This is a genomic window from Streptomyces sp. NPDC057697, assembly GCF_042799335.1.
Classification (GTDB): domain Bacteria; phylum Actinomycetota; class Actinomycetes; order Streptomycetales; family Streptomycetaceae; genus Streptomyces.
Window position 1 is genome coordinate 292679 of the sequence record NZ_JBHVJA010000005.1, and the last position, 25954, is coordinate 318632.

Consider the following 25954-nt stretch of genomic DNA (forward strand, 5'->3'; position numbering starts at 1 on the left):
GACACTCCCCCTTGCTCCATCAGCCCTGGAGGTGCCTGTGACGATGGCAGATGCGCCGGTCTCGGCCGTGCGGTCGCCTGTGCCGCAGCCCCATGACCCTGACGACACGGATCGCTCCGGCGGGAAGAAGCGCAAGGACATACGGGTACGACTACCGCTCCGTCACCGCCTCAGGCGGGACAGATCGCTTCTGCTGTTCTGTCTGCCCGGAGTCCTGTACTTCGCGCTGTTCTTCTACCTGCCGCTCGCGGGCAATGTCATCGCCTTCCAGGACTACCAGCCGTTCCTGGGTTTCAAGCAGAGCCCGTTCGTCGGTCTCGCGAACTTCACGGCGCTGCTCTCCGAGCCGGAGTTCTGGAGCGCGGTCTCCAACACGCTCCAGATCACCGCGATCCAGCTGCTGCTCTACTTCCCGGCCCCGATCGCGCTGGCGCTGCTGCTGAACTCGCTCATCAGCGAGAAGATCAAGCGGTTCATCCAGACCGTCGTGTATCTCCCGCACTTCCTGTCCTGGGTCGTCGTGGTCGCGATGTTCAAGCAGGTGCTCGGCGGCGCGGGTTCCGTCACCACGCTGCTCATGGAACACGGGGTCGACATCGGCAACGTGATGACCGATCCCGGCACCTTCAAGCTGCTGATCACCGCCCAGGCCATCTGGAAGGACTGCGGCTGGGGGACCATCATCTTCCTGGCCTCCATCGCCTCGATCGACATGGGCCAGTACGAGTCCGCTGCCATGGACGGGGCCGGCTGGCTCCGCAGGATCTGGCACATCACCCTGCCGGGCATCCGGCCGGTGATCCTCATGCTGCTGATCCTGCGGCTCGGCGACATCCTCTCGGTCGGCTTCGAGCAGATCATCCTCCAGCGCGACGCGGTCGGACCGGACGCCTCCGAGGTGATGGACACCTATGTCTACTTCCACGGCGTCATCGACGGCAGCTGGGGAATGAGCACGGCCGCCGGACTGATGAAGGGCGTCATCGGATTCGCCCTCATCCTCGCCGCCAACAAGCTGGCCCACCGCTTCGGTGAGCAGGGAGTGTACCGATGAGTCAGCAGACCCTTGCGGCACGACTGCGCGGAGCCCGGTCCGGCGAGCGCCGCCGGGCCTCGTCCGGCCGCCCGCCGTGGATGGAACGGCCCCACTGGTACGGGCAGGGCGCGAAGGCCGCCGCCCTGGTGGTCCTGACGGTGATCGTGCTCTACCCCTTCGTCCTCGCCATCGGGACCAGCCTCGCCGGGCGCGAGGAGCTCAACGCCAACGGCGGTTACGTCCTGCTGCCCAAGCACCCGACGCTGGAGGCGTACCGGGTCATCCTCTCCGGCGGCGTCGTCACCCAGGCGGCCGTGGTCTCGATCTTCATCACGCTGATCGGCACCGCGCTGAGCCTGGCCTGTACGGTGCTGATCGCGTACGGCACCTCGCGGCCCGGCACCGTCCTCGGCAAGCCGATCCTGCTGCTGGTGCTGGGGACCTTCCTCTTCGCCCCCGGCATCATCCCGACGTATCTGGCCGTCCAGCAGTTCAAGATGCTCGACACCTACGCGGCGCTGATCCTGCCCGTGCTGCTCAACGCGTTCAACATCGTGGTGGTGCGCTCCTTCTTCCAGAGCATCCCCGAGGAGCTGTACGACGCCGCGCGGATCGACGGCGCGAGCGAGACGACCGTGCTCTTCCGGATCGTGCTGCCGCTCTCCAAGGCGGTCCTCGCGGTGGTGGGCCTCTTCTACGCGGTCGGGTACTGGAACAGCTTCTTCAACGCGGTCCTCTACCTCAACGACTCCAGCAAGTTCCCCATCCAGGTGATCCTGCGCAGCTACGTCCTCAACGGCCAGAGCATCAACGCGCAGGCCATGGGCGTGCACGCGATCCCGCCCGCGACCTCCTTGCAGATGGCCGTGCTGATCATCGCCATCGTGCCCATCTTCTGCGTCTACCCCTTCCTGCAGAAGTTCTTCGTCAAGGGCGTCCTCACCGGGGCGATCAAGGGCTGATCCGCCCGCCCGGACCCCCCGTCGCCCCACGCACCCCACCCACTTCAAGGAGCACCATGTCCACCCACATGTCCAGGCGCGGTTTCATGGGCGCGGCGGGGATCGCCGGCCTGACCGCGGCCGGTCTGACCTCCCTGACCGCCTGCGGCAGCGGCGCCACCGTCAGCAAGGGCGGCGCCAAGGCGTCCGCCAAGCTCAAGCTCCCCGCGTACGTCCCCGCGCAGACCGCCCCCGCCGACCTCGCCGGGAACGCGGCCGGGCTGGACGCCACCTATCTGCGCTACCCGAAGAAGCTGGCCAGGTCCGTGGCCAAGGCGCCCGGCGACGGCAGCCGCATCACGGCCCTCACCGAGACGTTCACCACGCCCGCCCCGCCGCAGGGCAAGAACGGCTACTGGCAGGAACTGAACAAGCGCCTCGGGGCGCAGTTCGACATGACGATCGTCGTCGACCAGGGCGTCGACGCGTACCTCACCAAGTTCAACGCCATGATGGCCAGCGGCGACATCCCGGACCTGGTGTGGTTCCCGCCGAACCAGGGCATCCAGCGCGTGCCCGAACTGCTGGACGCCAAGTTCCACGACCTCACCCCGTATCTGTCCGGCGACGCGGTCAAGAAGTACCCGAACCTGGCGAACCTGCCGACCACCGCGTGGAAGACCGCCGTGATCAACGGCAAGATCCGCGGTGTCACCGTCGCCTACGGCTCCATGGGCCAGGTCTACGTCGTCAACGAGGACTACTGGAAGCCGGTCGGCGGTGCCGAGTTCACCAGCGCCGAGGACTTCCTCGCCAAGGGCAAGGAGCTTCTCGACGCCAAGCGCAACAAGTACGTCCTGGAGCCGGCGTACGTGAACCACGTCGGCATGTTCGGCCAGTGGTTCGGTGCCCCCAGCGGCTGGCGGCTGGAGGGCGGCAAGCTGACCCACATGTACGAGACCGAGGAGTACCAGGAGGCCCTGGCGTTCGGCGTCAAGGTCGCCAAGGCCGGTCTCTTCTGGCCCGACCCCAACCTCTCCACCACCATGGAGAAGATGGCCCAGGGCACGCTGGGCGCCTATGTGCAGTCCTTCCCCAGCTTCCTGGTCGACGTCAAGAACTACGACTTCCCGTTCGGCGTCATCACGCCGTTCGCCGCCACCTCCGGCGCGAAGCCGCGGTACAGCATGGGGTACGGCTCCGTCGGTTACACCGCCATCAACAAGAAGGCCGACGACAAGCGGGTCAGGATGCTGCTGGGCGTGCTGGACTACCTGGCCGCGCCCTTCGGTACCGAGGAGCGGCTCTTCCTCGACAACGGCATCGAGGGCACGCACTTCACCCACGCGGCCAACGGTGACATCAAGCTCACCCCGAAGGGCAACGCGGAGGCCGTCACCACCGCCATGCCGCTCGCCTTCCTGGCCGCCGGTCCCGAGTACATCTACCTGCCGGGCAAGTCGGAGCTGGCCGGCCGGATCCACGGCTGGCAGCAGGAACTCCTCAAGATCAGCCAGACCAACCCCACGAGCGGCCACTTCTCCGACACGTCGACCAGCAAGAGCGCCTCCCTCACCACCGCCATGAGCGACTGCCAGAAGGACATCGTCGCGGGCCGCAAGCCGATCTCCGCCTACAAGGAGGAGCTGCGAAAGTGGCGCTCCGGCGGCGGCGACAAGATGCGCGCCGAGTTCGAGGCCTCGCTCGCGGGCAAGTAGCCGCCCTCACCAGCCTCCGCCGCACCACCCGCACAGAGAGAAGGGACCCCCGTGTCAGACCTGCGACTCGGCGTCATCGGGCTCGGCCTGCGCCGTTCCATCGCCACCTCCGCCCACCACCCCGGACAGGGGTCGGCGATCACCGCCGTCTGCGACCTCGACCCGGAGGTGCGCGGGCGCGAGGCCGAGCGCTTCGGCACCGAGGTCGCGGTCGAGGACTACAAGCTGCTCCTCGGCCGGGACGACCTCGACGCGATCATCGTCGCGACCCCGGACGACACCCACGAGACCATCGCCATCGACGCGCTGCGGGCCGGCAAGGCCGTCTTCGTCGAGAAGCCGCTCGGGATCACGGTCGAGAGCTGCGACAACATCCTGCGCGCCGCGTACGAGACCGGAACCCGGCTGTACGTCGGACACAACATGCGCCACATGGGCGTCGTACGGCTGATGCGCGACATCATCGCCCGGGGCGACATCGGCGAGCCCAAGGCCGTGTGGGTACGGCACTTCGTCGGCTACGGCGGCGACTACTACTTCAAGGACTGGCACGCCGACCGGACCCGCACCACCGGTCTGCTGCTCCAGAAGGCCGCGCACGACATCGACGTCCTGCACTGGCTGGCCGGCGGCTACACCCGCCGCGTCAACGCGCTCGGCGACCTCCTCGTCTACGGCGACCTGCCGCGCCGCGAGGCGGACACCCCGCGTCCGGCGAACTGGCTGCGCGAGTTCGACTGGCCGCCGACGGCCCGCAAGGACCTGCACCACATCGTGGACGTCGAGGACGTCTCGGTGATGAACATGCAGCTCGACAACGGCGTCGTGGCCGCCTACCAGCAGTGCCACTTCACCCCCGACTACTGGCGCAACTACACCGTCATCGGCACCGAGGGCCGCCTGGAGAACTTCGGCGACAGCCCCGGTGACGAGGTCAAGGTCTGGAACACCGGCCCCAGCGGCTACCGCCGCGACGCCGACATCACCTACCGGGTGCCGGAGGCGGGCGGTTCGCACGGCGGCGGGGACACCCGGATCATGGCGGAGTTCTGCCGGTTCGTGCGCGACGGGGGCGTCACCGACACCTCGCCGGTCGCCGCCCGGATGAGCGTCGCCGCCGGTGTGCTCGCGACCCGCTCGCTGCGCGAGGGGGGCGCGCCGTTCGAGGTGCCGCCGCTCGACCCCGAGCTGATCGCCTACTTCGAGGGCGGCCAGGTGCGCTAGGACCTGTCTTCACACTGCGGCCGTCCGGTCGCGGCGCTCGGGGACCGTGACGGCGATGCCCGAGCACCGCGACCGGAGGCGGAACGTCCGTGTCAAGTTCCGTGATCCGTAAGGTGAACGGGGGATTGTTCGTAGACTCGCGGCGTGAACGAATCCATCGGATCCACCACGTGTTCGCCCGACCCGCGGAACGGCACCGCCCGGCGCGGCGTCCTTCCTCGCGCCGGAGTCGCCGAGCACCGTGTCCACCCCCGCCGGGTGACGGTGTCCCGCGTGCCGGATCGCGCCCAGGACGTGAACGCGGGGGTGCGATGAGCTCCCCGGTCTGGCCGAAGCCGCTGCGGCAGGGCGATCCGCACGCGATGGGCGAGTTCCGGCTGGAGGGGCGGCTGGGCGGTGGCGGGATGGGACAGGTGTTCCTGGGACGCTCTCCTGGCGGCCGCCCGGTCGCGGTCAAGGTGGTGCGGCCCGAGCTGGCCGACGATCCCGGATTTCGACGCCGGTTTGCCACGGAGGTCGAGGCAGCGCGCCGGGTCGGCGGGTTCTACACCGCCCAGGTGGTCGATGCCGACCCCGATGCCGACCCGCCGTGGCTGGTCACCGCCTTCATACCCGGCCCGTCCCTGCACCAGGCCGTCGAGACGCACGGCCCGCTGCCCGCGGAGGGGATCGCCGTGCTGGGAGCGGGACTGGCCGAGGGGCTCCGTGCGATCCACACCTGCAACCTGGTGCACCGCGACCTCAAGCCCTCCAATGTGATCCTGGCCGCCGACGGCCCCCGCGTCATCGACTTCGGTATCACCCGCGCGCTGGATGCCACGTCCTCCACCCTCTCCCGCGCCGTGGTCGGCACCCCGTCGTTCATGTCCCCGGAACAGGCACGCGGCCACACGATCGGCCCACCCAGCGACGTGTTCTCCCTCGGACTCGTCCTGGCGTTCGCCGCCGGCGGCCGCAGCCCGTACGGCACGGGCTCGGCCGAAGCGATCGTCTACCGCATCGTCCACGACGAACCCGACCTGGCCGGCCTGCCCGCCCACCTGACGGATCTGGTGCGCCGCTGCCTGGCCAAGAACCCCGGTGACCGCCCCGAGGTGGCCGACATCCTCGGTGAACTCACCGACGCCACCCGGACGGCCGTCCCATGGCTCCCGGAGCCGGTCACGACGATGATCGCCGAACGCCAAGCACAGACCCTGTCGGCCCCGTTACCGTCGCCTCCCTCTGATCCCGGTCCCCGTGAGGGAAGCACGTCGGGAGGTACCGGCAACGACCGTCCCGACGAATCGGCCCCACGACGAAGGCGGTTCCGCCCGAAGCCCGCATGGATCGGTGTCACGTGCGCTGTCCTCGTCCTCGGCCTGCTCGCCGCCTTCGACCTCGCGGGCCTGCCCCCCTTCTCCCACCGGCAGACCGCCGCCACGGCGGGCTCCACGACCACTCCCGGCCCCACCGCCACGTCCACCCCGAGCCCGAGCCCCAGCCCCAGTCGTACGTCCACCCCGAGCCCCAGCCCCACACACAGCACCGCGACACCCAAGCCCAGCCCCACCCCGGACGCCGTCGGCCGGGTGTTCGCGAGAGCACGAAAGGGCGACTGCTTCCACGTAGGAGACGGAGCACCGGGTGACTTCACCATCGGCCAGCCCGGCGACACCTTCAAGCCGGACATGGTGCCGTGCGCCGCGTGGAACGCCTACTACCGGGTCACCAAGGTGGTGCGTACCGGCACCGAGTGCCCGGGGCCTCCCAACGGAGGCAGTACGGAATGGGTCCACAACGGCGGCTCCCCCGACATCACCCTGTGCATCGACCGCCAATTCCGCGTCGGCGACTGCGTCCTCGGCGACGGCACCGGCGGCAAGCTGGACACCATCCACCTGCTGGAAGGCTGGAACTGCGCCGACTCCGACATCCCCTCCGGCCGCGACTACCGCGTGCGCATCTCCCGCATCCTCGGCCCCGGCAAGCGCGACCAGTGCGGCACGAGCTCGGTCCAAGCCCTCCGCGGCACCGTGACGTTGTGTCTCAAGGTGGTCTGAGTCCCTGTCGGGCTTCACGATCGGATGAGCCCAGTCCGGGGCGCCGAGGGGGTCTTTTTGCGACTGTTTTCGGTCATGCTCGGTGGGTAATCGGCACATTCGTGTGTAAGGACCGCCGGAGGACAGTCCGCCGCGACGTGTGACACCGTCGGGTGAATTAAGAAGGTATATCCGGAAAGTGATGGGGGAGGGTCGGGTGCGCCGGTTTCACAGGGTCACCACCGCTCCGCCCGCGCCCGCCTTGAGCGATCAATTCGCGCCAACGGAATGTGAAGGTGGCTGAGTTCGAACGCGTGGCCGGATTTCGGTCGGCATAATCGCGTCCATGTCGATCACGGGTGGAGACGTCGTTGACCTGGGGCGGGGCCTTTACGCATGGCTCCCGCCGAAACGGGGCTGGGGGCTGGCCAACTGCGGGCTGCTCGTCTCGCCCCGCGGCGCGCTCTGGATCGACACCCCCTATGACGCCGTCCTGGCCGGTCAGTTCCTGGCCGAGTCCACGAAGCGGCTGCCCGACGGGGTCCGCGTCGACCGGGTGATCGTCACCCATGCGAACGGCGACCACTTCTGGGGCGCGGGCGTACTCCCCGACGCGGAGATCATCGCGACCCGCGAGGCCCGTGAGCACATCCACTACGAGCCCACGCCCCAGCAGCAGCACGCCCTCGTCACCACCGGCGACCGGGCCACCCCGCTCGGCGGCTACCTCGCGCGCCACTTCGGCCCCTTCGACTGGTCGCAGACCGAACCGGTCGTACCGACCACCTACTTCACGGGCGAGCTCGAACTGACCCTGGGGGAGTACCCGGTCCAGCTCTCCGCGCTGCCGCCCGCGCACACCACCGGCGACCTGATCGTCCATCTGCCCGCGCAGGGCGCCGTGTTCACCGGGGACATCATCTTCTCCTCCACCCCGGAACAGCCGGGCGACCACCCGGTGCACTGGGCGGGCCCGCTGAGCAATGTGATCGCGGCCTGCGAACGGGTGCTGGACACCGGGGCCGGGACCGTCGTCCCGGGACACGGCCCGATCCTCGACCGGGCCGGGGTGCGCGACCACATCGTTTATCTGGAGTACGTGCGCGAGCGCGCCCACGCCTTCCACGCCGCCGGAATCCCCGCCGTCGAGGCCGCCCGCCGGGTCATCGGCGAGGGACGCCACCCGGAACTGGGCCTCCCCGAGCGGCTGGTGGTCACCATCGGCAGCGAGTACCGGATGCTCGACGCCACCGAACTGCCCGGCGTGCTCCAGGTGATGACCGAGGTCGCCGAGGTCGCCGAGGAACTGGAGCGGCGGAGTGCACCGGCTCGCCCCGCGGAGCAGTAGGCCCGGTCCGCGCGGACGTCGCGGCCCGAAGACCGATCCGACCACAGAAACGCGGTGACGGCATGGGATGGATAATGGCGGTGATCGCCGTCGCCGCCGCCGTGGCGGCAGCGGTCCGCGCGCAGAACGCGGCGCGCGCCGAGAACATCGCCCTGGCCCGCGCCGAGCTGGCCGAACGCCAGTCGAGGGCCGCCGAGGCCCGTACCGCGGCCCTCACCGACGAGATCCGCCAGCTGGCCCGCAACCGGATACCCGCCGCCGCGCTCGCCCTCTCCCATCCCACCGCCAAGGTCCCGGGACTGCGCGAGGCGGCCGAGGTCGACGGCGACGCCGCGCGCCTGCTCACCGAGGCGGTGCAGGCCGCCCGCAAGGCCGTCGTCGAGGAGCGCGGCCGGGTCGACGCGGCCGCCCGCGCGGCGATGCGCGGCACCTCCGCCAAGATCCAGTCCCTGCTCAACCAGTCCCAGCAGCTGCTGCACGAGCTCCAGCACGAGTACGACGATCCGCGCATCCTGCAACTGGACTTCCGCAACGAGCTGGCACTCCGGCGCACCCAGGCCACCGCGGTGCTCTGCGACGCCTGGCCGGGCCTCGCCCGGCAGAACTCGCCGCTGGTCGAGATCGTGCTCGGCGCCCAGTCCCGGGTCGCCGGCTACGAGCGCGTCAAGGTCGCCAACCATCTGCGCGACGAACGGCTCGCCCTCGTCGCCCGCGCCGCCGAACCCCTCGCCATCGCCCTGGCCGAACTGCTGGCCAACGCCACCGCCTACTCGCACCCCGACACCGACGTCCAGGTCACCGTCCAGCAGAGCGGCGGCCGCGGCGCGTTCCTGGTGGTCGACGACGCGGGCATCGGCATGGACGACGACGCGCTCGACCGGGCACGGGCCCTGCTGGCCGGACCGCCCGAGGTCCTGCTGACCGAGCTGGGCGATCCGCCGCAGACCGGTTTCGCCGTCGTCGGGCGGCTGGTGCTCCAGTACGGCTTCAACTGCCACATCGAGGCCTCGCCGTTCGGCGGTATGCGCACGATCCTGCGCGTCCCCGCTCATCTGCTGACCGTGATGGAGGAGGACCGCAGTCTCTCCGCCCTCGCCCCGAAGCCGGTGCAGGCGCAGGCCACGCCCTCCGTACCCGCCCCGACCGAGCAGGAGACCGCCCCCGTGCCGCAACCCGCCGGCGGGGAGGCTGCCGCGCTGCCCAGCCGCCGCCGACGCGCACCGCGCCCGGCCCCGGCCCGCCCCGCCTCCGCCGACACCGCCCCGGACCGCGAACAGATGCCCCGTACACCGGAGCAGGCCGGGGCTTCCTGGGCGGCACTCCAGCAGGGCACCCTCAACGGCAGGAGCGTCGCCGGGCGGTCGTCCGCACCGGCACCGGACGACCACGACCACCCGGACGACCGGGACGAGCAAGGAGACGACCAGACGTGAGCGCCCCCACTTCCACCACCGGTGACCTCGCATGGGTGCTGACCCCGCTGCTGGAGCTGCCCGGAGTCCAGCACGCCGTGGTCGCCACCGGCGACGGGCTCGTCGAGGGCGCGTCGCCCGGCCTGGACCGGGCGTCCGGCGAGCGGGTCGCCGCCATGACCGCCACCCTGCACGCCGCGGCACGCGCGTTCACCACGGCGTTCACCGACGTCGAGGCCCCGCGCCTGGCCCAGACGGTCGTCGAGTCCGACCAGGGCTTCGCCGTCGTCGTACCGGCCGGGAACAACACCACGCTCGCCCTGTTCGCGGAACCCGGAGCCAAACTCGGTGACATCGCCTACCAGATGCAGGTGCAGGTGACCGCCCTGACCCGGGCGATGAACGCGCCTGCCCGCCGGCCGGACACCGCCGCCCGGCCATGACCTCCGGCCCGGGACGCCGCCTGATACCCGCCTATCTGGTCACCGGCGGCCGGGCCCGGCCCGCCGGACCCGCGCTCGACCGGCTCGACGTACTCGTCCGCACCGGCACCGAACTGCCCCCGGACACCGGCTCGGAACAGCGCCGGCTGTGCGAGCTGCTCGAACCGGGGGCGCTCACCGTCGTCGAGTGCGCGGCCCACCTGGACCTGCCGGTCAGCGCCACCGTCTTCCTGGCCACGGACCTCGCGGCCGCCGGACATCTGCACACCCGACCGCCCATCCCCAGCGCCGGGGAGATCGACCGGTCGCTCGTCGAGAGGCTGCTCGTTGGACTCCGCTCCCTCCACTGACCGCACCGGCATCGGCTATCTGCCGCCCGCGGCCCGGACCCTGATGAAACTCGTCGTCACGGGTCCGTTCGGCGTCGGCAAGACCACCCTGATCCGCACGCTGTCGGAGATCGCCACGCTCCACACCGAAGAGGCGATGACCCAGTCCAGTACCCGGTTCGACGACACCGCGGGGCTGCCGGACAAGACCACGACCACCGTCGCCATCGACTTCGGCCGCCTCACCGTCCTGGACGACCTGGTGCTCTACATGTTCGGCACCCCCGGCCAGCAGAGGTTCCTGCCGCTCTGGGAGGACATCGCGCGCGGCGCGCTCGGCGCTCTGGTCCTGGTCGACACCCGCAGGCTCGGCGACTCCTTCGCGGTCATGGACATGGTCGAGGAGCAGGGCCTTCCGTACGCGGTCGCGGTCAACCGCTTCCCCGACGCCCCCGCCCACACCGACGAGGTCCTGCGCAAGCACCTCGACCTCGCCCCCGAGACCCCGCTGGTGCAGTGCGACGCCCGCGAACGCCGCGGCAGCATCGACGCGCTGATCGCGCTGGCCGAACACGTGCTCACCCGGATGCCCAGGCCCGAGGACCCGTCATGACCCCGTTCGTCCAGCCGCCGCAGCCCCTCGCCCTGTACGGTCCGGAATTCGCCGCCGACCCGCAGGGCCACTACCGGCGGCTGCGCGCCCACGGCCCCCTCGCGCCCGTCCGGCTCGCCCCCGGCATCGACGCCCTGCTGGTCACCGACTACCAGGCCGCCGTCGACCTGCTGCGCGACACCCACACCTTCACCAAGGACCCGCGCGCCTGGCAGGCCACCGTCCCCGACGACTCACCGGTCCTGCCCATGCTCGGCTACCGGCCCACCGCGCTCTTCAGCGACGGCGACGTGCACGCCCGCTACCGCGACGCCATCAACGACAGCCTCGCCCTGATCGAACCGCACGTCCTGCGGGCCGAGGTCGCCCGGGTCGCCCAGCGGCTCATCGGCGAGTTCTCCGCCACCGGGAGCGGCGATCTCATCTCCCAGTACGCCCGCCGCCTTCCGCTGCACGTCTTCGTCACCTGGTTCGGCGTGGCGCCGGGCGACGGCGAGCGCATCGTCAACGGCATCGCCGGAATGTTCAACTCGACCGAGAACGCCGCCACCGCCTACGCCGACCTGGTCGAGGTCGTCACCGACCTGGTCGCGGACCGGCGCAAGCGCCCGCGCCGCGACCTCACCTCGTACCTCCTCGGCCACCCCGCGAATCTCGACAACGACGAGACTGTGCGTCAGATCACCCTGATCATGAGCGCGGGCCACGATCCGACAACGAATCTCATCGGCAACGCGCTGCTGCACATGCTCACCGACGCCCGCTACGCCGGTTCGCTGCACGGCGGCGCGATGACGGCCCACGAGGCGATCGACGAGGTCCTGTGGCAGGACCCGCCGCTGGCCAATCTCGCCGCCCACTACCCCCGGCACGACACGGAGTTCCACGGCGTGCGGCTGCGCGCGGGACAACTCGTCCTGGTCTCCTACGCGGCGGCCAACTCCCGCTCCGAGCCCAGCGGTTCGGACCTCGCGGTGCGCTCGGGGGCCAGTGCCCACCTGGCCTGGTCGGCGGGTCCGCACCGCTGCCCCGCGAAGCAGCCGGCGCTGCTCATCGCCATGACCGCGATCGAGCAGCTCACCAGCCAGCTCTGTGACGCGGAACTGGCCGTTCCGGCCGGTGACCTGAAGTGGCGTCCGGGACCGTTCCACCGCGCCCTGGTCCGGCTTCCGGTACGGTTCACCCCCGTCGACATGAGTGCGGAAGCGCACCGGCTCAGGTCCGCCGGGGAAGCGGCGGACGGGCCGCCGGCGGTGTCGATCGGCCCCTGAACCGTGTCGGTGGTACGCCGAACGGGTGAGTGGCGAGAGAATTGCCCGATGAACAGCGAGCGCAGCCGGCGCAACGCCGACCGAAGCACAGACGGGGTGGTCCGGTGAGCAGGTACGACAGGTACGACGTCACGGACGAGCAGTGGGAGGGGCTTGCCCAGGTCGTACCTCTGCGCAGCCGCAACGAGTGGCCTTCCAGGGTGGACCACCGTACGGTCCCGGACGAGAGCCCGGCCTCCGAGCAGCGCCGACTCGTCGTGCTGCGGGTCCAGGTCTTCGCGGACGCACGGGAGGTGGCCGAGTACCTGGTCGCGCAGATCCCGGTGCTGCTCGACCTGACCGGAGCCGAGTCGGACGTGGCCAAACGCATCCTGGACTTCACCAGCGGGGTGGTCTTCGGCCTCGGCAGCGGAATGCACCGGGTCGACCGGAACGTCTTCCTGCTCTCACCGGTCGGCATGGAGGTCGAGGGGGTCACCGCGGCGGGCCTCCCCGGTTCGTAGTCCCCGGGAGCGCCGTCCGGGCGGGGCGAGGACATGACGAAGGCCGTCGGGCGCGGGTGGGCGCGAGCACCGTCCGGGCGGGCGGGGCGGGGCGGTTCAGGTACCCCGATCGTAGGAAGGTCGTTCAGGAGGAACGGTTCGCCGCTCTGCGGCCCGCATACCGTCCGCCCATGACCGCACTCCGCCCGGGAACCACCCCGCCCCCGTCCGCCGCCCCGCAGACCGCCGCCGCGCCCGCCGCCACACGTGGGCCGGACCGTCCGGAAGCCGCACGGTCCCCCGGGGGACCGGTCCGCTCCGCCGGACCCGTCGTCACCGAGCTGCGGCTGTCCGCCTTCGCCTCGCACCGGGGCGCCGCCTTCCCCATCGGCCCGGTCACGCTCTTCGGTGGGCCCGGCGGCAGCGGCAAGACGAGCGCGTTACGGGCGTACGAGGCACTGGCCCGGCTGGGCGCCGGGGACCCGCTGGAGGAGGTGTTCCCCGACCCGTCGGGCTGCGTACCGGAAGGGGCGGCCCCGGACGCGCAGGGGCGGCGCGGCTTCCGGATCGGCTGCACGGCGGACGGCCCGGCGGGGCCGGTGCGCCTCGATGTCGCCGTCCAGGCGGAGCCCACGCTCCGGATCGTCGGCGAACGGCTCACCGGAGGCGGCGAGACCCTGCTGACCACCGCGTTGCGCGACCCGGGGCGCGCCACGGTCCAGGCGGCCTGGCACACCGCCGGGGCGGTCCCGGTGACGCGTGCCCCGCTGCCGGACGACCGGCTCGGTACGGCCCTGCTGCCGCTGCGCGTCGCGGGCCGGACCGAGGGGCAGTTACAGGTCCTGGCGGCCGCCGAGCAGATGGTGGTGGCTCTGCGGTCGGTCTTCGCCTGCGAACCGCTGCCGCACCGGATGCGTGCCCCCGTGCCCGCCGGGGACGGCAGGCTGCGCCGCGCCTGCGACAACCTCGCGGCGGTGCTGGAACGTACGCTCACGTGGTGCCCCGGGCGCCGTGCCCGGCTGGTCGCGGCGGTACGGGCCGGATGCGCGGGGCCGGTGGCCGGGCTGGGCGTCGACCGGCTCGCGGACGGCTCGCTGCGGGCGACGGTCGGGCGGGGCGAGGGGCGGGCCACTCCGGTCGGGCGCCTCGGGGACGGCGAGCTGAGATACCTCGCGCTCACCCTGGCGCTGCTCACCGGGCCCGGACTGCTGGTCATGGACGCCGCGGGGGAGGTGCCCTCGGCCATGCAGACCCTCACCGTGCTGGCCGACGGGCTCGACCGCGACCTGGACGGGAGGCAGTTGCGCGCGCTGCTGTCCCTGGCCGGGTCGGTCGGGGCGGCCGGTCACCTCCGGCTGGTCGGGACCGTCACGGAACCGGGCGCGGCACGGGCCCGGGAGACGCCCGGAGCGGCAGTGGTAGACCTGGGTCCGTGACAGAACTCGATGTACAGGCCCTGCAGCGACGACTGGCCGCGTTCGCGGCCGCACGTGACTGGGAGCAGTACCACACCCCGAAGAACCTGGCGGCGGCGCTGAGCGTCGAGGCGTCCGAGCTGGTCGAGATCTTCCAGTGGCTGACGCCGGAGGAGTCGGCGCGGGTGATGGAGCGGCCCGAGACGGCGCACCGGGTGGCGGACGAGGTCGCGGACGTCCTCGCGTATCTGCTCCAGTTCTGCGAGGTGCTGGGGATCGACGCGCTCACGGCACTGGCGGAGAAGATCGACCGGAACGAGTCCAGATTCCCGGTGCCGGAGCCGCCGGACCCCTCGAATTCCGGCAATCGTCACTCTTCGGAGTGATCCACTTATCCACAATCGATCGAGTGTCCACAGATTTCCGAATTCCCCTGGCTTTTCGGTGCCAGTGACCTCACTGTGGGTAATGGATGAGGTGAGCGGCTTTTCGTACGGACGGGGGAACGCATGGAAGCGGAACGGCTCGTAGGGGTCAGCCGGCGTGCTCTGGCGCAGAGCAGGGGGACGCCGGACATCATCGCCGAGGCCTGGCAGGCCCAGGCACTGGCCCAGGCGATCGGCAGTCGGCTGGCGGCCGACGGGCCCAAGGAGTTACGGGGCGAGGCGCGCGGACTGAGCGAGATCGGCGGCCGGAGCAGCGGGGCGCTGGACCACCCGGCGGCGCGGGCCGGGGTGGCGCGGGCCGCGCAGCTCTCGGAGCTGGCCGAGCCCCGGGCGACGCTCACCGGGCTGTGCACACTGCTCGGGGAAGTGGGCATGGCCCTGGTCGGGGTCGCCTGCGAGACCGATGAGCAGGGGCTCTACTGGCAGTGCATGGAGGCGATCGACGCGGCCGACGAGTCGATGGACCGGGTGCACGGGATGCTTCGCCGCCTCGACGAGCGGGACAGGGAGCGACAACAGGACCCGGAGCGCGGCCGGGGGCGCGACGGCCCGTACGGAGCGTACGACGCGCTCGGCGGACCGGCGGGTCCGACCACGGCCGGCCGTGGCCGGGCACGGCTCCGGGAGTGACCGCGCGGACGCCGGACGGAGGGCGGCGACCGCACGGGCCTCCGGCGGCGGCCGCGGCGGCGGCGACCGTGCGGGACTCCGAGGGCGGCGGGCCGCGCGAGGCGGTGGCGGTACGGGACCCGGGCGGCGGCGGTCCGCGGGGCGGCGGGACAGGAGAGGGGCGACCGGTCTCCCGGAGGTGCAGGATGGACGCATGGATCTTCGAATCTTCACCGAGCCCCAGCAAGGGGCGAGCTACGACACCCTGCTCACCGTCGCCAAGGCGACCGAGGCCCTCGGCTTCGACGCCTTCTACCGCTCCGACCACTACCTCCGCATGGGGCCCGGCGACGGGCTGCCCGGTCCGACCGACGCATGGATCACCCTGGCCGGGCTGGCGCGCGAGACCGAACGGATCCGCCTCGGCACCCTGATGACCGCGGGGACCTTCCGGCTCCCCGGGGTGCTCGCCATCCAGGTCGCGCAGGTGGACCAGATGTCCGGCGGGCGCGTCGAACTGGGTCTGGGCGCGGGCTGGTTCGAGGAGGAGCACAAGGCCTACGGCATTCCGTTCCCCAAGGAGAAGTTCGGCAGGCTGGAGGAGCAGCTGGAGATCATCACCGGACTGTGGGCGACCGGTGTCGGCGAGACGTTCAGCTTCGACGGCACCTACTACCAGCTCACCGACTCGCCCGCGCTGCCCAAGCCCGCGCAGGCCAGGGTGCCGGTGCTCATCGGCGGTCACGGCGCGACCCGGACACCGCGACTGGCCGCCCGCTACGCCGACGAGTTCAACATCCCCTTCGCGTCGCTGGAGGACAGCGAGAAGCAGTTCGGCCGGGTCAGGGAGGCGGCCCGCGCGGTCGGCCGCGGACCGGACGACCTGGTGTACTCCAACGCACTGGTGGTCTGTGTCGGCAGGAACGACGCCGAGGTGGCGCGCCGCGCCTCCGTGATCGGGCGTGAGGTGGCGGAGCTGAAGGCGAACGGGCTGGCGGGTTCGCCCGCCGAGGTGGTCGACAAGATCGGCCGGTACGGAGCGATCGGCTCGTCCCGGATCTACCTCCAGGTGCTGGACCTGGACGACCTGGACCACTTGGAGCTGATCTCCTCCCAGGTCCAGTCCCAGCTCGGCTGAGGCGAGCGGGGAACAAGCACCGAGCACCCACCGAGCACCCACCGAGCACCCACCGAGCACCCACCGAGCACCCACTGAGCGGCACCGGAGCGGCGGTCACGGGACAGCGCACACGAGGCGCCGGACCCGAGCCGGCGCCTATGGAGCACCGCGCACGAAGTACCGGGAGCGAGACATCGTGGACGAAGCACCGCACCCGGAGCGTGGACGAAGCACCGCACCCGGAGCACCGAGGGAGGCACCTGTGCACTCCGACCGGCCGGCCGACGACCCGCCGCGCGCCCGCCCGCCCGGGGGCGGCACGCCCGCGGGCACGCTGGGCCGTGCCCTCGCGGCGGGGCCGGTGGTGCTCGACGGGGGCCTCTCCAACCAACTGGAGGCGCAGGGCTGCGACCTGTCCGACGCCCTGTGGTCGGCCCGTCTGCTGGCCGACGGGCCGGGGCGGATCGAGGCGGCCCACACCGCCTACGCGCGTGCGGGCGCGCAGGTGCTCACCACGGCGAGCTACCAGGCGACCTTCGAGGGGTTCGCGCGGCGGGGGATCGGCCGGGCGGAGGCGGCGGAGCTCCTCGCCCGCAGTGTCCGGCTGGCGCGGCGGGCCGCCGCCACGGTGGAGCGGGCCGTTCGGGTCGCCGCTTCGGTCGGCCCGTACGGCGCGATGCTGGCGGACGGCAGCGAGTACCGGGGGCGCTACGGGCTCTCCGTGAGGGAGCTGGAGCGCTTCCACCGGCCCCGGATCGAGGCGCTGGCCGCCGCCGGGCCCGATGCGCTGGCCCTGGAGACGGTGCCGGACATCGACGAGGCCGAGGCCCTGCTGCGGGCGGTGGAGGGGTGCGGGCTGCCCGTCTGGCTCTCGTACAGCGTGGCGGGCGACCGCACCAGGGCGGGCCAGCGGCTGGAGACGGCCTTCGGGCTCGTGTCGGGCCGCGACGACGTGCTGGCCGTGGGGGTGAACTGCTGCGATCCGGCGGACGCCGACCGGGCGGTGCGGGTGGCCGCCGAGGCGAGCGGGAAGCCGGTCGTGGTGTACCCGAACAGCGGCGAGCGGTGGGACGCGGAGGGGCGCTGCTGGGCGGGCGTCCCCACGTTCGACGCGGGCAGGGCGAGGGCCTGGTCGGACGCCGGGGCCCGGCTGATCGGCGGCTGCTGCCGGGTCGGCCCGGACACCATCGCGGCACTGGCCGCGCCGCTCGCCCCGGCGCCGGCCCACGGACACGCGAAAATACCTGGTGAGGGGTGAGTGGACCGCACCATACTCGGACATGTGTTCCTGACGATCAGTACCACCGGCAATCAGGAACGTCCGGCGACCGATCTCGGCTTCCTGCTGCACAAGCATCCCGACAAGGCGCAGACGTTCTCCACCTCCCACGGCACCGCGCATGTCTTCTATCCCGAGGCATCCGCCGAGCGCTGCACCGCGGCGCTCCTGCTGGAAGTGGATCCCGTGGCCCTGGTGCGCCGCGGCAAGGGCAAGGGCCGGGGCGGCGCCCCCGACGCGGCACTCGCGCAGTACGTCAACGACCGTCCCTACGCGGCGTCCTCCCTGCTCTCCGTCGCGATGAGCGCGGTCTTCAGGTCCGCGCTGAACGGCGTCTGCCGCGCCCTGCCCGAGCGGGCGGAGGCGCCGATGCCGCTGCGGATCGATGTGCCCGCGCTGCCGGCCCGCGGCGGTGCGGAGCTGGTGCGCAAGCTCTTCGGGCCGCTCGGCTGGACGAGCGTGGAGGCGGCGGCCGTGCCGCTGGACGAGCAGTTCCCGGAGTGGGGCGACTCGCGGTACGTACGGCTGGCGCTCGAAGGCGAGTTGCGGCTGGCGGACGCGTTGCGGCAGCTGTACGTGCTGCTGCCGGTGCTGGACGACGCCAAGCACTACTGGGTCGCACCGGACGAGGTCGACAAGCTGCTGCGGGCGGGTGAGGGCTGGCTCGCCACCCACCCCGAGCAGAAGCTGATCACCAGCCGCTATCTCTCGCGGCGCTGGGGGCTGACCCGGCAGGCGATGCAGCAGCTCGAACTGGTGCGGCTCGCCGAGTCGGACGACCTCGACGTCGAGAGCATCGACAACGCCGTGGACGAGACGACCGACACCGAGGAGAAGCCGGTACCGCTCGCCGAGCAGCGGCGCGCCGGGATCCTCGGCGCGCTGCGGTCTGCGGGCGCCGGCCGGGTCCTCGACCTGGGCTGCGGCCAGGGCCAGTTGGTCCAGGCACTGCTCAAGGACCCACGTTTCGAGGAGATCGTCGGCGTCGATGTCTCGATGCGCGCCCTCACCATCGCGTCACGACGGCTGAAGCCGGAACGGATGGGGGAGCGGCAGGCGGCCCGGGTCACGCTCAGACAGGGCTCGCTCACCTACACCGACAAGCGGCTGAAGGGGTACGACGCGGCGGTGCTCAGCGAGGTCGTCGAACACGTCGACCCGCCGAGGCTGCCCGCGCTGGAGTACGCCGTGTTCGGTGCGGCCCGTCCCCGGACCGTGCTCGTGACGACGCCCAACGTCGAGTACAACGTCCGTTGGGAGTCCCTGCCCGCCGGGCAGGCGCGCCACGGCGACCACCGGTTCGAATGGACCCGGGCCGAATTCCGCGGCTGGGCCCGGGAAGTGGCGGAGCGGCACGGATACGGGGTCGACTTCGTCCCCGTGGGACCCGACGACCCCGAGGTGGGGCCGCCCACACAGATGGCCGTCTTCACGATGAAGCACGCGGACGGCGCCGCGGGGCCGGGCCGGGACCACACCGCGGAGCCGGCCCCCGACAGCGCCGCCGAGCCCGTCGGCAGTGACGGGACCGAGAAGGAGGCGAACGCCGCATGACCAGTACCGCACGCACGCTGCCGGTGACCGACCTCTCGCTCGTGGTCCTCGTCGGGGCCAGCGGCTCCGGCAAGTCCACCTTCGCCCGCAAGCACTTCGCCCCCACGGAGGTCGTCTCCTCGGACTTCTGCCGCGGCCTGGTCGCCGACGACGAGAACGACCAGAGCGCCAGCGGGGATGCCTTCGACGTCCTCCACTACATCGTGGGCAAGCGGCTGGCGGCCGGGCGGCTGACCGTCGTGGACGCGACCAGCGTCCAGTCCGAGAGCCGCAGGCAACTGGTCCAGCTGGCCAGGAGCCATGACGTGCTGCCCATCGCGATCGTGCTCGACCTGCCCGAAGAGGTCTGCGCCGCGCGCAACGCGACCCGCCCCGACCGCGCCGCGATGCCGCGCCACGTCATCCAGCGCCACCGCCGCGAACTGCGCCGTTCACTGCGGGGCCTGGAGCGCGAGGGCTTCCGCAAGGTGCACGTCCTGCGCACCGAGGAGGAGGCCGAGCAGGCCGAAGTGGTGCTGGAGCGCCGCTACAACGACCTGCGGCACCTCACCGGCCCCTTCGACATCATCGGTGACATCCACGGCTGCAGTTCCGAGCTGGAGTCCCTGCTCGGCAAGCTGGGCTACGTCGACGGCGCGCATCCCGACGGGCGTACGGCGGTCTTCGTCGGCGACCTCGTGGACCGCGGCCCCGACAGCCCCGGAGTGCTGCGCCGGGTGATGGGCATGGTGTCGCAGGGGCATGCCCTCTGTGTGCCGGGCAACCACGAGAACAAGCTCGGCCGCTACCTCAAGGGCCGCAAGGTCCAGCACACCCACGGGCTCGCCGAGACCATCGAGCAGCTGGACCGGGAGGACGAGAAGGACCCGGCCTTCCGGGAGCGGGTACGGGAGTTCATCGACGGCCTCGTCAGCCACTACGTGCTCGACGGGGGCGCGCTCGTGGTCTGCCATGCCGGGCTGCCCGAGAAGTACCACGGCCGCACCTCCGGACGGGTCCGTTCGCACGCGCTGTACGGGGAGACCACCGGCGAGACCGACGAGTTCGGCCTGCCCGTGCGCTACCCGTGGGCGGAGGACTACCGGGGCCGCGCCGCCGTGGTCTACGGCCACACCCCCGTCCCCCGCACCTCCTGGATCAACAACACCATCTGCCTGGACACCGGAGCGGTCTTCGGCGGGAAGATGACCGCGCTGCGCTGGCCGGAGCGCGAACTCGTCGACGTACCGGCCGAGCGGGTCTGGTACGAGCCGGCCAAGCCGCTGGCCAGTGGGGCGCCCGGCGGGCGGGAGGGGCGGCCGCTCGACCTCGCCGACGTACAGGGCCGCCGGATCGTCGAGACCCGGCACCTGGGCCGCGTCGCGGTCCGCGAGGAGAACGCCGCCGCCGCGCTCGAAGTCATGAGCCGGTTCGCCGTCGACCCCCGGCTGCTCGGCTACCTCCCGCCGACCATGGCGCCCACCACCACCTCGCGCGAGGAGGGCTATCTGGAGCACCCGGCCGAGGCCTTCGCGCAGTACCGGGCGGACGGTGTCGCCAAGGTCGTGTGCGAGGAGAAGCACATGGGCTCGCGCGCGGTGGCGCTGGTCTGCCGGGACGCGGCGGCCGCCCGCGAGCGGTTCGGCGCGGGGGGTGCCCCGGGCAGGACCGAGGGCCCGACCGGTGCGCTGTACACCCGTACCGGACGGCCGTTCCTCGACGACGCCGCACTCACCGAGGTGATCCTCGGCAGGCTGCGCGCCGCCGTCACCGCCGCCGGGCTCTGGGAGGAGTGGGACACCGACTGGGTGCTGCTCGACGCCGAGCTGATGCCCTGGTCCCTGAAGGCGGCGGGGCTGCTGCGCTCGCAGTACGCCGCGGTCGGGGCCGCGTCCGGCGCCGTTCTCCCGGAGGCCAACGCGGCCCTCGCGGCGGCGGTCGCCCGGGGCGTGGACATCGGCGCCCTGGCCGACCGCCAGCGCGGGCGTGCCGAGGACGCCGCGGCGTTCACCGAGGCGTACCGGCGCTACTGCTGGAGCACCCAGGGGCTGGACGGGGTGCGGCTCGCGCCGTTCCAGGTGCTCGCCGTCCAGGGCCGCTCGCTGGCCTCCGTACCGCACGACGAGCAGCTGGCCTGGCTGGACCGGCTGGTCGAGCACGACCCGACCGGGCTCCTGCGCACCACCCGCAGGCTCGTCGTCGACACCGGGGACGAGGCGTCGGTGCGCGCCGCCGTCGACTGGTGGCTGGAGCTGACCGGCCAGGGCGGCGAGGGCATGGTCGTCAAGCCGCTCGCCGCGCTCGTGCGGGACGGCAGGGGCAGGCTGGTCCAGCCGGGCATCAAGGTGCGTGGCCGGGAGTACCTCCGGATCATCTACGGGCCCGAGTACACCCGCCCGGAGAACCTGGCACGGCTGCGCGACAGATTCCTCGGCCACAAGCGGTCGCTGGCGCTCCGGGAGTACGCGCTGGGGCTGGAAGCGCTGGACCGGCTGGCCGAGGGGGAGCCGCTGTGGCGGGTCCACGAGGCGGTCTTCGCGGTGCTGGCCCTGGAGTCGGAGCCGGTCGACCCGCGGCTCTGACGGCTGCCGCGGAGGCGATGGGGGTGTCGCGGGCGGGTTCTCCGGCGGGACGGACGGGGAACCCGCCCGCGGTTCGCGGGAGTGAACCGGCCCGCGCACGGTGAGGATGGAGGCATGGGATTCCATGTCGACTCCGAGGCCGGGCGGCTGCGCCGCGTCATCCTGCACCGCCCCGATCTGGAGCTGAAGCGGCTCACGCCCAGCAACAAGGACGCGCTCCTCTTCGACGACGTGCTCTGGGTGCGCCGGGCCCGCGAGGAGCACGACGGCTTCGCGGACGTGCTGCGCGACCGCGGTGTGGAGGTGCACCTGTTCGGCGATCTGCTCCGTGAGTCGCTGGACATCCCGGTGGCCAGGCGGCTCGTCCTGGACCGGGTCTTCGAGGAGAAGGAGTACGGCCCGCTGGCCACCGAGCACCTGCGGGCCGCCTTCGAGGAGCTGCCCAGCGCCGAGCTGGCCGACGCGCTCGTCGGCGGGATGACCAAGCGGGAGTTCCTGACCGGGCACCGCGAGCCGACCTCCGTCCGCTTCCACGTCATGGACCTGGACGACTTCCTGCTGGACCCGCTGCCGAACCACCTCTTCACCCGGGACACCTCGGCCTGGATATACGACGGGGTGTCCATCAACGCGATGCGCTGGCCGGCCCGGCAGCGCGAGACGGTCCACTTCGAGGCCATCTACGGCCACCACCCGCTCTTCACCGGCCCCGAGGCGGGCGCCTTCCACCACTGGTCGGAGGGGCAGGACGACTACCCGTCCACCATCGAGGGCGGTGACGTACTGGTCATCGGCCATGGCGCCGTACTCATCGGAATGAGCGAGCGCACCACTCCGCAGGCGGTGGAGATGCTGGCCCGCGGGCTGTTCGACGCCGGTTCGGCCCGCACGATCGTGGCGCTCGACATGCCCAAGCGCCGGGCGTTCATGCACCTCGACACGGTGATGACGATGGTCGACGGCGACACCTTCACCCAGTACGCCGGACTGGGCATGCTCCGTTCGTACACCATCGAGCCCGGCGACGGGCCCCGGGACCTGAAGGTCACCGACCACCCGCCCGAGCAGATGCACCGGGCGATCGCCCACGCCCTCGGGCTGGACTCGATCCGGGTCCTCACCGCCACCCAGGACGTGCACGCCGCCGAGCGCGAGCAGTGGGACGACGGCTGCAACGTGCTGGCCGTCGAGCCGGGGGTCGTCGTCGCCTACGAGCGCAACGCCACCACCAACACCTTTCTGCGCAAGGAGGGCATCGAGGTCATCGAGATCCGCGGCAGCGAGCTCGGCCGGGGCCGGGGCGGCCCCCGGTGCATGAGCTGTCCGGTGGTGCGCGACCCGGTGTAGGGGCGGGGACGGGCGCGGCCGGGCGACGGCCACGCCCGGGGCGCGGGGCGACCATGCCGTATAGCGATGCAGGGTGTCGTATAGACTTCCAGAGTTATCGTACGCGCGACCCTCGCCCGACCCAGGAGCTGTCCCATGGCCATAGACCTCACAGGCCGCCACTTCCTCAAGGAGCTGGACTTCACGGCCGAGGAGTTCCGCGGCCTGGTCGAGCTCGCGGCCGAGCTCAAGGGCGCCAAGAAGTCGGGGACCGAGACGCAGCGGCTGCGCGGCAAGAACATCGCGCTGATCTTCGAGAAGACCTCGACCCGCACCCGCTGCGCGTTCGAGGTGGCCGCCGCCGACCAGGGCGCGTCCACGACCTATCTGGACCCCTCCGGCTCGCAGATGGGGCACAAGGAGTCGGTGAAGGACACGGCGCGTGTCCTCGGCCGGATGTTCGACGGCATCGAGTACCGGGGCGACAGCCAGGCGGCCGTCGAGGAGCTGGCCGCCCACGGCGGCGTCCCGGTCTTCAACGGGCTCACCGACGACTGGCACCCGACCCAGATGCTCGCCGACGTCCTCACCATGACCGAGCACAGCGACAAGCCGCTGGAGCGGATCGCCTTCGCGTACCTCGGTGACGCCCGCTTCAACATGGGCAACTCCTACCTGGTCACCGGTGCCCTGCTCGGCATGGACGTGCGGATCGTCGCGCCGAGGGCGTACTGGCCCGCCGAGCGGGTCGTCGCCGAGGCCCACCGGCTGGCCGCCACGAGCGGGGCCACGATCACCCTCACCGAGGACGTCGCCGAGGGCGTCGGGGGCGCCGACTTCGTCGCCACCGACGTCTGGGTCTCCATGGGCGAGCCCAAGGAGGTCTGGGCCGAGCGCATCGAGGCCCTGGCGCCGTACGCCGTGACCATGGACGTGCTCCGCGCGACCGGCAACGCCGGGGTGAAGTTCCTGCACTGTCTCCCGGCCTACCACGACCTCGGCACCGAGGTGGGGCGGGGGATCGCGGCGGACCACGGGCTGACGGAGCTGGAGGTCACCGACGAGGTCTTCGAGTCCGCGCACTCGGTCGTCTTCGACGAGGCGGAGAACCGGATGCACACGATCAAGGCCGTGCTGGTGGCGACCATGGCGCCGCCGTCCGCCCAGAGCTGAGCACCGGCCGCTGCATGGTCATGCGCCCGATGGGGTGAACATGCGCAAAGAGGACTAATATGGTGCGTCCTGGTGGGGTTCGAGCTCGCACGCTCGAACCCCATTTCCGTGTGCGCCGCGGGCCCCCACAGCCCCCGGCCACGCGTCCCCCACATGCTCCACCAGAGAAGAGACCATCCCCGTGAGTCCGCCGCGCCCACCGAGCCCCCCGCACCCGTCCGGGCGGCGCATCAAGAACCCCCACCAGCTGATCGCCGAGTCCGGTGCCGACCTGGAGGGGCACGGCCTCAAGCGCTCCATGGGGCTCTTCCAGCTGGTCTGCTTCGGTGTCGGCGCGGTCGTCGGGACCGGCATCTTCGTCGGCCTCTCCGACAGCGTCGCCGAGGCGGGCCCGGCGGTGGTCCTCTCCTTCGTGCTCGCCGCGATCACCTGCATCTTCACCGCGTTCTCCTTCGCCGAGCTGGGCAGCGCCATCCCGGTCTCCGGCAGCTCCTACTCCTTCGCCTACGCCACCCTCGGCGAGCGCGTCGCGTTCCTCGTCGGCTGGTGTCTGCTGCTGGAGTACGGCGTCTCGGTCTCCGCGGTCGCGGTCGGCTGGAGCCAGTACGTCAACGAGCTGCTGGACAGCCTCTTCGGCGCGCAGCTGCCGGCCGCCCTGTCGGCGGGGCCCGGCGACGGCGGGGTGATCAACCTGCCCGCCGTCCTGGTGGTCATGATGGCCGCCACCCTGCTGGTGCGCGGTGTACGGGAGAGCGCCGGGGCCACCGCCGCGATGGCGATCCTCAAGATCACCATCCTGATCCTCTTCTGCGGCATCGCCTTCACGGCCTTCGAGCACGGAAACCTCACGCCGTTCTTCGCCCACGGCGCGGGCGGGGTCACGGCCGGTGCGTCGCTGGCCTTCTTCTCGTACATCGGCTTCGACGCCATCACCACCGCGGGGGAGGAGGTCAAGAACCCCCGGCGGAACATCCCGGTCGCGATCATGGTCTGCATCGGCCTGGTCACCCTGCTCTACTGCGCGGTCGCGCTCGCCGCCATCGGCGCCCTGGGGCCGGAGGCCGTCGCCTCCCGCCCGGCGGCGCTCTCGATCGTGGTCGACCAGGTCACCGACTCGACCGTCGGCGGCGGGGTCATCGCCTTCGGCGCGGTCGTCGCGATCGCGTCCGTGGTGCTCGCGGTGATGTACGGACAGACCCGCATCCTGATGTCGATGTCCCGGGACGGACTGATCCCCCGGATCTTCGAGCGGGTCTCGCCGCGCACGTCGACCCCGGTCGCCAACACCTGGATCGTGGCGGTCGTCTTCGCGGTCGCGGCGGCCTTCGCGTCGCTGGACATGGTGGTGAACCTGACGACCATCGGCACGCTGGGCACCATGGTCGCGGTGAACCTCGCGGTGATCGTGCTGCGGCGCCGCAACCCCGAGGTGAAGGGATCGTTCCGGGTGCCGCTCTATCCGCTGAGCCCGCTCCTGGGCGTCGGCTTCTGCCTCTATCTGATGTACGGGACGGGCTGGACGACCTGGGTCCAGTTCGCCGTCTTCCTGCTCGTCGGCGCGACGGTGTACGCCTGCTACGGCCGCGGCCGCTCCCGGCTGGCCGCCACCGGCACCGCCCGCTGAGGGCGACGG

22 protein-coding genes are annotated in these 25954 nt (G+C 71.7%); all 22 read left to right on the forward strand.

From position 1 onward, the window contains the following. Positions 1 to 43: 43 nt before the first annotated feature. The 22 genes from ACFVFH_RS16750 to ACFVFH_RS16855 all read left to right on the forward strand — a co-directional run bounded on the left by ACFVFH_RS16750 (position 44) and on the right by ACFVFH_RS16855 (position 25945). Positions 44 to 1054 (forward strand): ABC transporter permease, encoded by a 1011-nt coding sequence (locus tag ACFVFH_RS16750; protein WP_383768619.1) that lies wholly within the window; start codon positions 44 to 46, stop codon positions 1052 to 1054. Continuing rightward, positions 1051 to 1998: a carbohydrate ABC transporter permease gene (locus ACFVFH_RS16755; protein WP_383768622.1), complete on the forward strand. Its 948-nt coding sequence runs from the start codon at positions 1051 to 1053 to the stop codon at positions 1996 to 1998. Before ACFVFH_RS16750 ends, ACFVFH_RS16755 begins: the two co-directional genes overlap by 4 nt. A 56-nt stretch (positions 1999 to 2054) precedes the next feature. Beyond that, the gene (locus ACFVFH_RS16760) at positions 2055 to 3695 is read left to right on the forward strand and encodes a hypothetical protein (RefSeq protein ID WP_383768625.1); all 1641 of its coding nucleotides are present in this window, start codon (positions 2055 to 2057) and stop codon (positions 3693 to 3695) included. A gap of 51 nt (positions 3696 to 3746) precedes the next feature. Then, positions 3747 to 4919 (forward strand): Gfo/Idh/MocA family protein, encoded by a 1173-nt coding sequence (locus ACFVFH_RS16765; RefSeq protein WP_383768628.1) that lies wholly within the window; start codon positions 3747 to 3749, stop codon positions 4917 to 4919. 311 nt (positions 4920 to 5230) lie between these two features. Further along, positions 5231 to 6961 (forward strand): serine/threonine-protein kinase, encoded by a 1731-nt coding sequence (locus ACFVFH_RS16770; RefSeq protein WP_383768630.1) that lies wholly within the window; start codon positions 5231 to 5233, stop codon positions 6959 to 6961. A 325-nt stretch (positions 6962 to 7286) separates the two neighbouring features. Then, positions 7287 to 8288, forward strand: a complete 1002-nt coding sequence (locus ACFVFH_RS16775; protein WP_383768633.1) for an MBL fold metallo-hydrolase — start codon at positions 7287 to 7289, stop codon at positions 8286 to 8288. A gap of 62 nt (positions 8289 to 8350) precedes the next feature. Then, a complete protein-coding gene (locus ACFVFH_RS16780) occupies positions 8351 to 9721 on the forward strand; it encodes an ATP-binding protein (RefSeq protein ID WP_383768636.1) in 1371 nt (456 codons plus the stop codon). Continuing rightward, the gene (locus tag ACFVFH_RS16785; RefSeq protein WP_383768639.1) at positions 9718 to 10143 is read left to right on the forward strand and encodes a roadblock/LC7 domain-containing protein; all 426 of its coding nucleotides are present in this window, start codon (positions 9718 to 9720) and stop codon (positions 10141 to 10143) included. Before ACFVFH_RS16780 ends, ACFVFH_RS16785 begins: the two co-directional genes overlap by 4 nt. Continuing rightward, positions 10140 to 10493 (forward strand): DUF742 domain-containing protein, encoded by a 354-nt coding sequence (locus tag ACFVFH_RS16790; protein WP_383768642.1) that lies wholly within the window; start codon positions 10140 to 10142, stop codon positions 10491 to 10493. The genes ACFVFH_RS16785 and ACFVFH_RS16790 overlap by 4 nt, the downstream gene beginning before the upstream one ends. Further along, positions 10471 to 11085: an ATP/GTP-binding protein gene (locus ACFVFH_RS16795; protein ID WP_383768645.1), complete on the forward strand. Its 615-nt coding sequence runs from the start codon at positions 10471 to 10473 to the stop codon at positions 11083 to 11085. The genes ACFVFH_RS16790 and ACFVFH_RS16795 overlap by 23 nt, the downstream gene beginning before the upstream one ends. Continuing rightward, on the forward strand, positions 11082 to 12356 hold the full coding sequence (locus ACFVFH_RS16800) for a cytochrome P450 (protein ID WP_383768649.1): 1275 nt from the start codon (positions 11082 to 11084) through the stop codon (positions 12354 to 12356). Before ACFVFH_RS16795 ends, ACFVFH_RS16800 begins: the two co-directional genes overlap by 4 nt. 104 nt (positions 12357 to 12460) lie before the next feature. Next, on the forward strand, positions 12461 to 12859 hold the full coding sequence (locus ACFVFH_RS16805) for a cell division protein SepF (protein WP_383768652.1): 399 nt from the start codon (positions 12461 to 12463) through the stop codon (positions 12857 to 12859). A 170-nt stretch (positions 12860 to 13029) separates the two neighbouring features. Then, entirely contained in the window at positions 13030 to 14274 is a 1245-nt protein-coding gene (locus ACFVFH_RS16810) for an ATP-binding protein (protein WP_383768655.1), read from the forward strand. Further along, a complete protein-coding gene (locus tag ACFVFH_RS16815) occupies positions 14271 to 14639 on the forward strand; it encodes a nucleotide pyrophosphohydrolase (protein ID WP_383768658.1) in 369 nt (122 codons plus the stop codon). The genes ACFVFH_RS16810 and ACFVFH_RS16815 overlap by 4 nt, the downstream gene beginning before the upstream one ends. Positions 14640 to 14762: 123 nt before the next feature. After that, positions 14763 to 15329, forward strand: a complete 567-nt coding sequence (locus ACFVFH_RS16820) for a DUF6099 family protein (RefSeq protein ID WP_383768662.1) — start codon at positions 14763 to 14765, stop codon at positions 15327 to 15329. 193 nt (positions 15330 to 15522) lie between these two features. Then, positions 15523 to 16446: an LLM class F420-dependent oxidoreductase gene (locus ACFVFH_RS16825; protein ID WP_383768665.1), complete on the forward strand. Its 924-nt coding sequence runs from the start codon at positions 15523 to 15525 to the stop codon at positions 16444 to 16446. Between the two features lie 244 nt (positions 16447 to 16690). Beyond that, complete coding sequence (gene mmuM, locus ACFVFH_RS16830) at positions 16691 to 17686, forward strand: homocysteine S-methyltransferase (protein ID WP_383768668.1); 996 nt, start codon at positions 16691 to 16693, stop codon at positions 17684 to 17686. A 24-nt stretch (positions 17687 to 17710) separates the two neighbouring features. Beyond that, complete coding sequence (locus ACFVFH_RS16835) at positions 17711 to 19261, forward strand: 3' terminal RNA ribose 2'-O-methyltransferase Hen1 (protein ID WP_383769041.1); 1551 nt, start codon at positions 17711 to 17713, stop codon at positions 19259 to 19261. Continuing rightward, on the forward strand, positions 19258 to 21822 hold the full coding sequence (locus tag ACFVFH_RS16840; RefSeq protein WP_383768671.1) for a polynucleotide kinase-phosphatase: 2565 nt from the start codon (positions 19258 to 19260) through the stop codon (positions 21820 to 21822). The genes ACFVFH_RS16835 and ACFVFH_RS16840 overlap by 4 nt, the downstream gene beginning before the upstream one ends. 114 nt (positions 21823 to 21936) lie before the next feature. Then, positions 21937 to 23169 carry an arginine deiminase gene (locus ACFVFH_RS16845; protein ID WP_383768673.1) on the forward strand — a complete coding sequence of 411 codons (1233 nt, stop codon included), beginning with the start codon at positions 21937 to 21939 and terminating at the stop codon, positions 23167 to 23169. Positions 23170 to 23304: 135 nt separating this feature from the next. Beyond that, positions 23305 to 24321, forward strand: coding sequence for an ornithine carbamoyltransferase (gene argF, locus ACFVFH_RS16850; protein WP_383768676.1), 1017 nt, complete (start codon positions 23305 to 23307; stop codon positions 24319 to 24321). A 181-nt stretch (positions 24322 to 24502) separates the two neighbouring features. Continuing rightward, a complete protein-coding gene (locus ACFVFH_RS16855; protein WP_383768678.1) occupies positions 24503 to 25945 on the forward strand; it encodes an amino acid permease in 1443 nt (480 codons plus the stop codon). Positions 25946 to 25954: the final 9 nt, after the last annotated feature.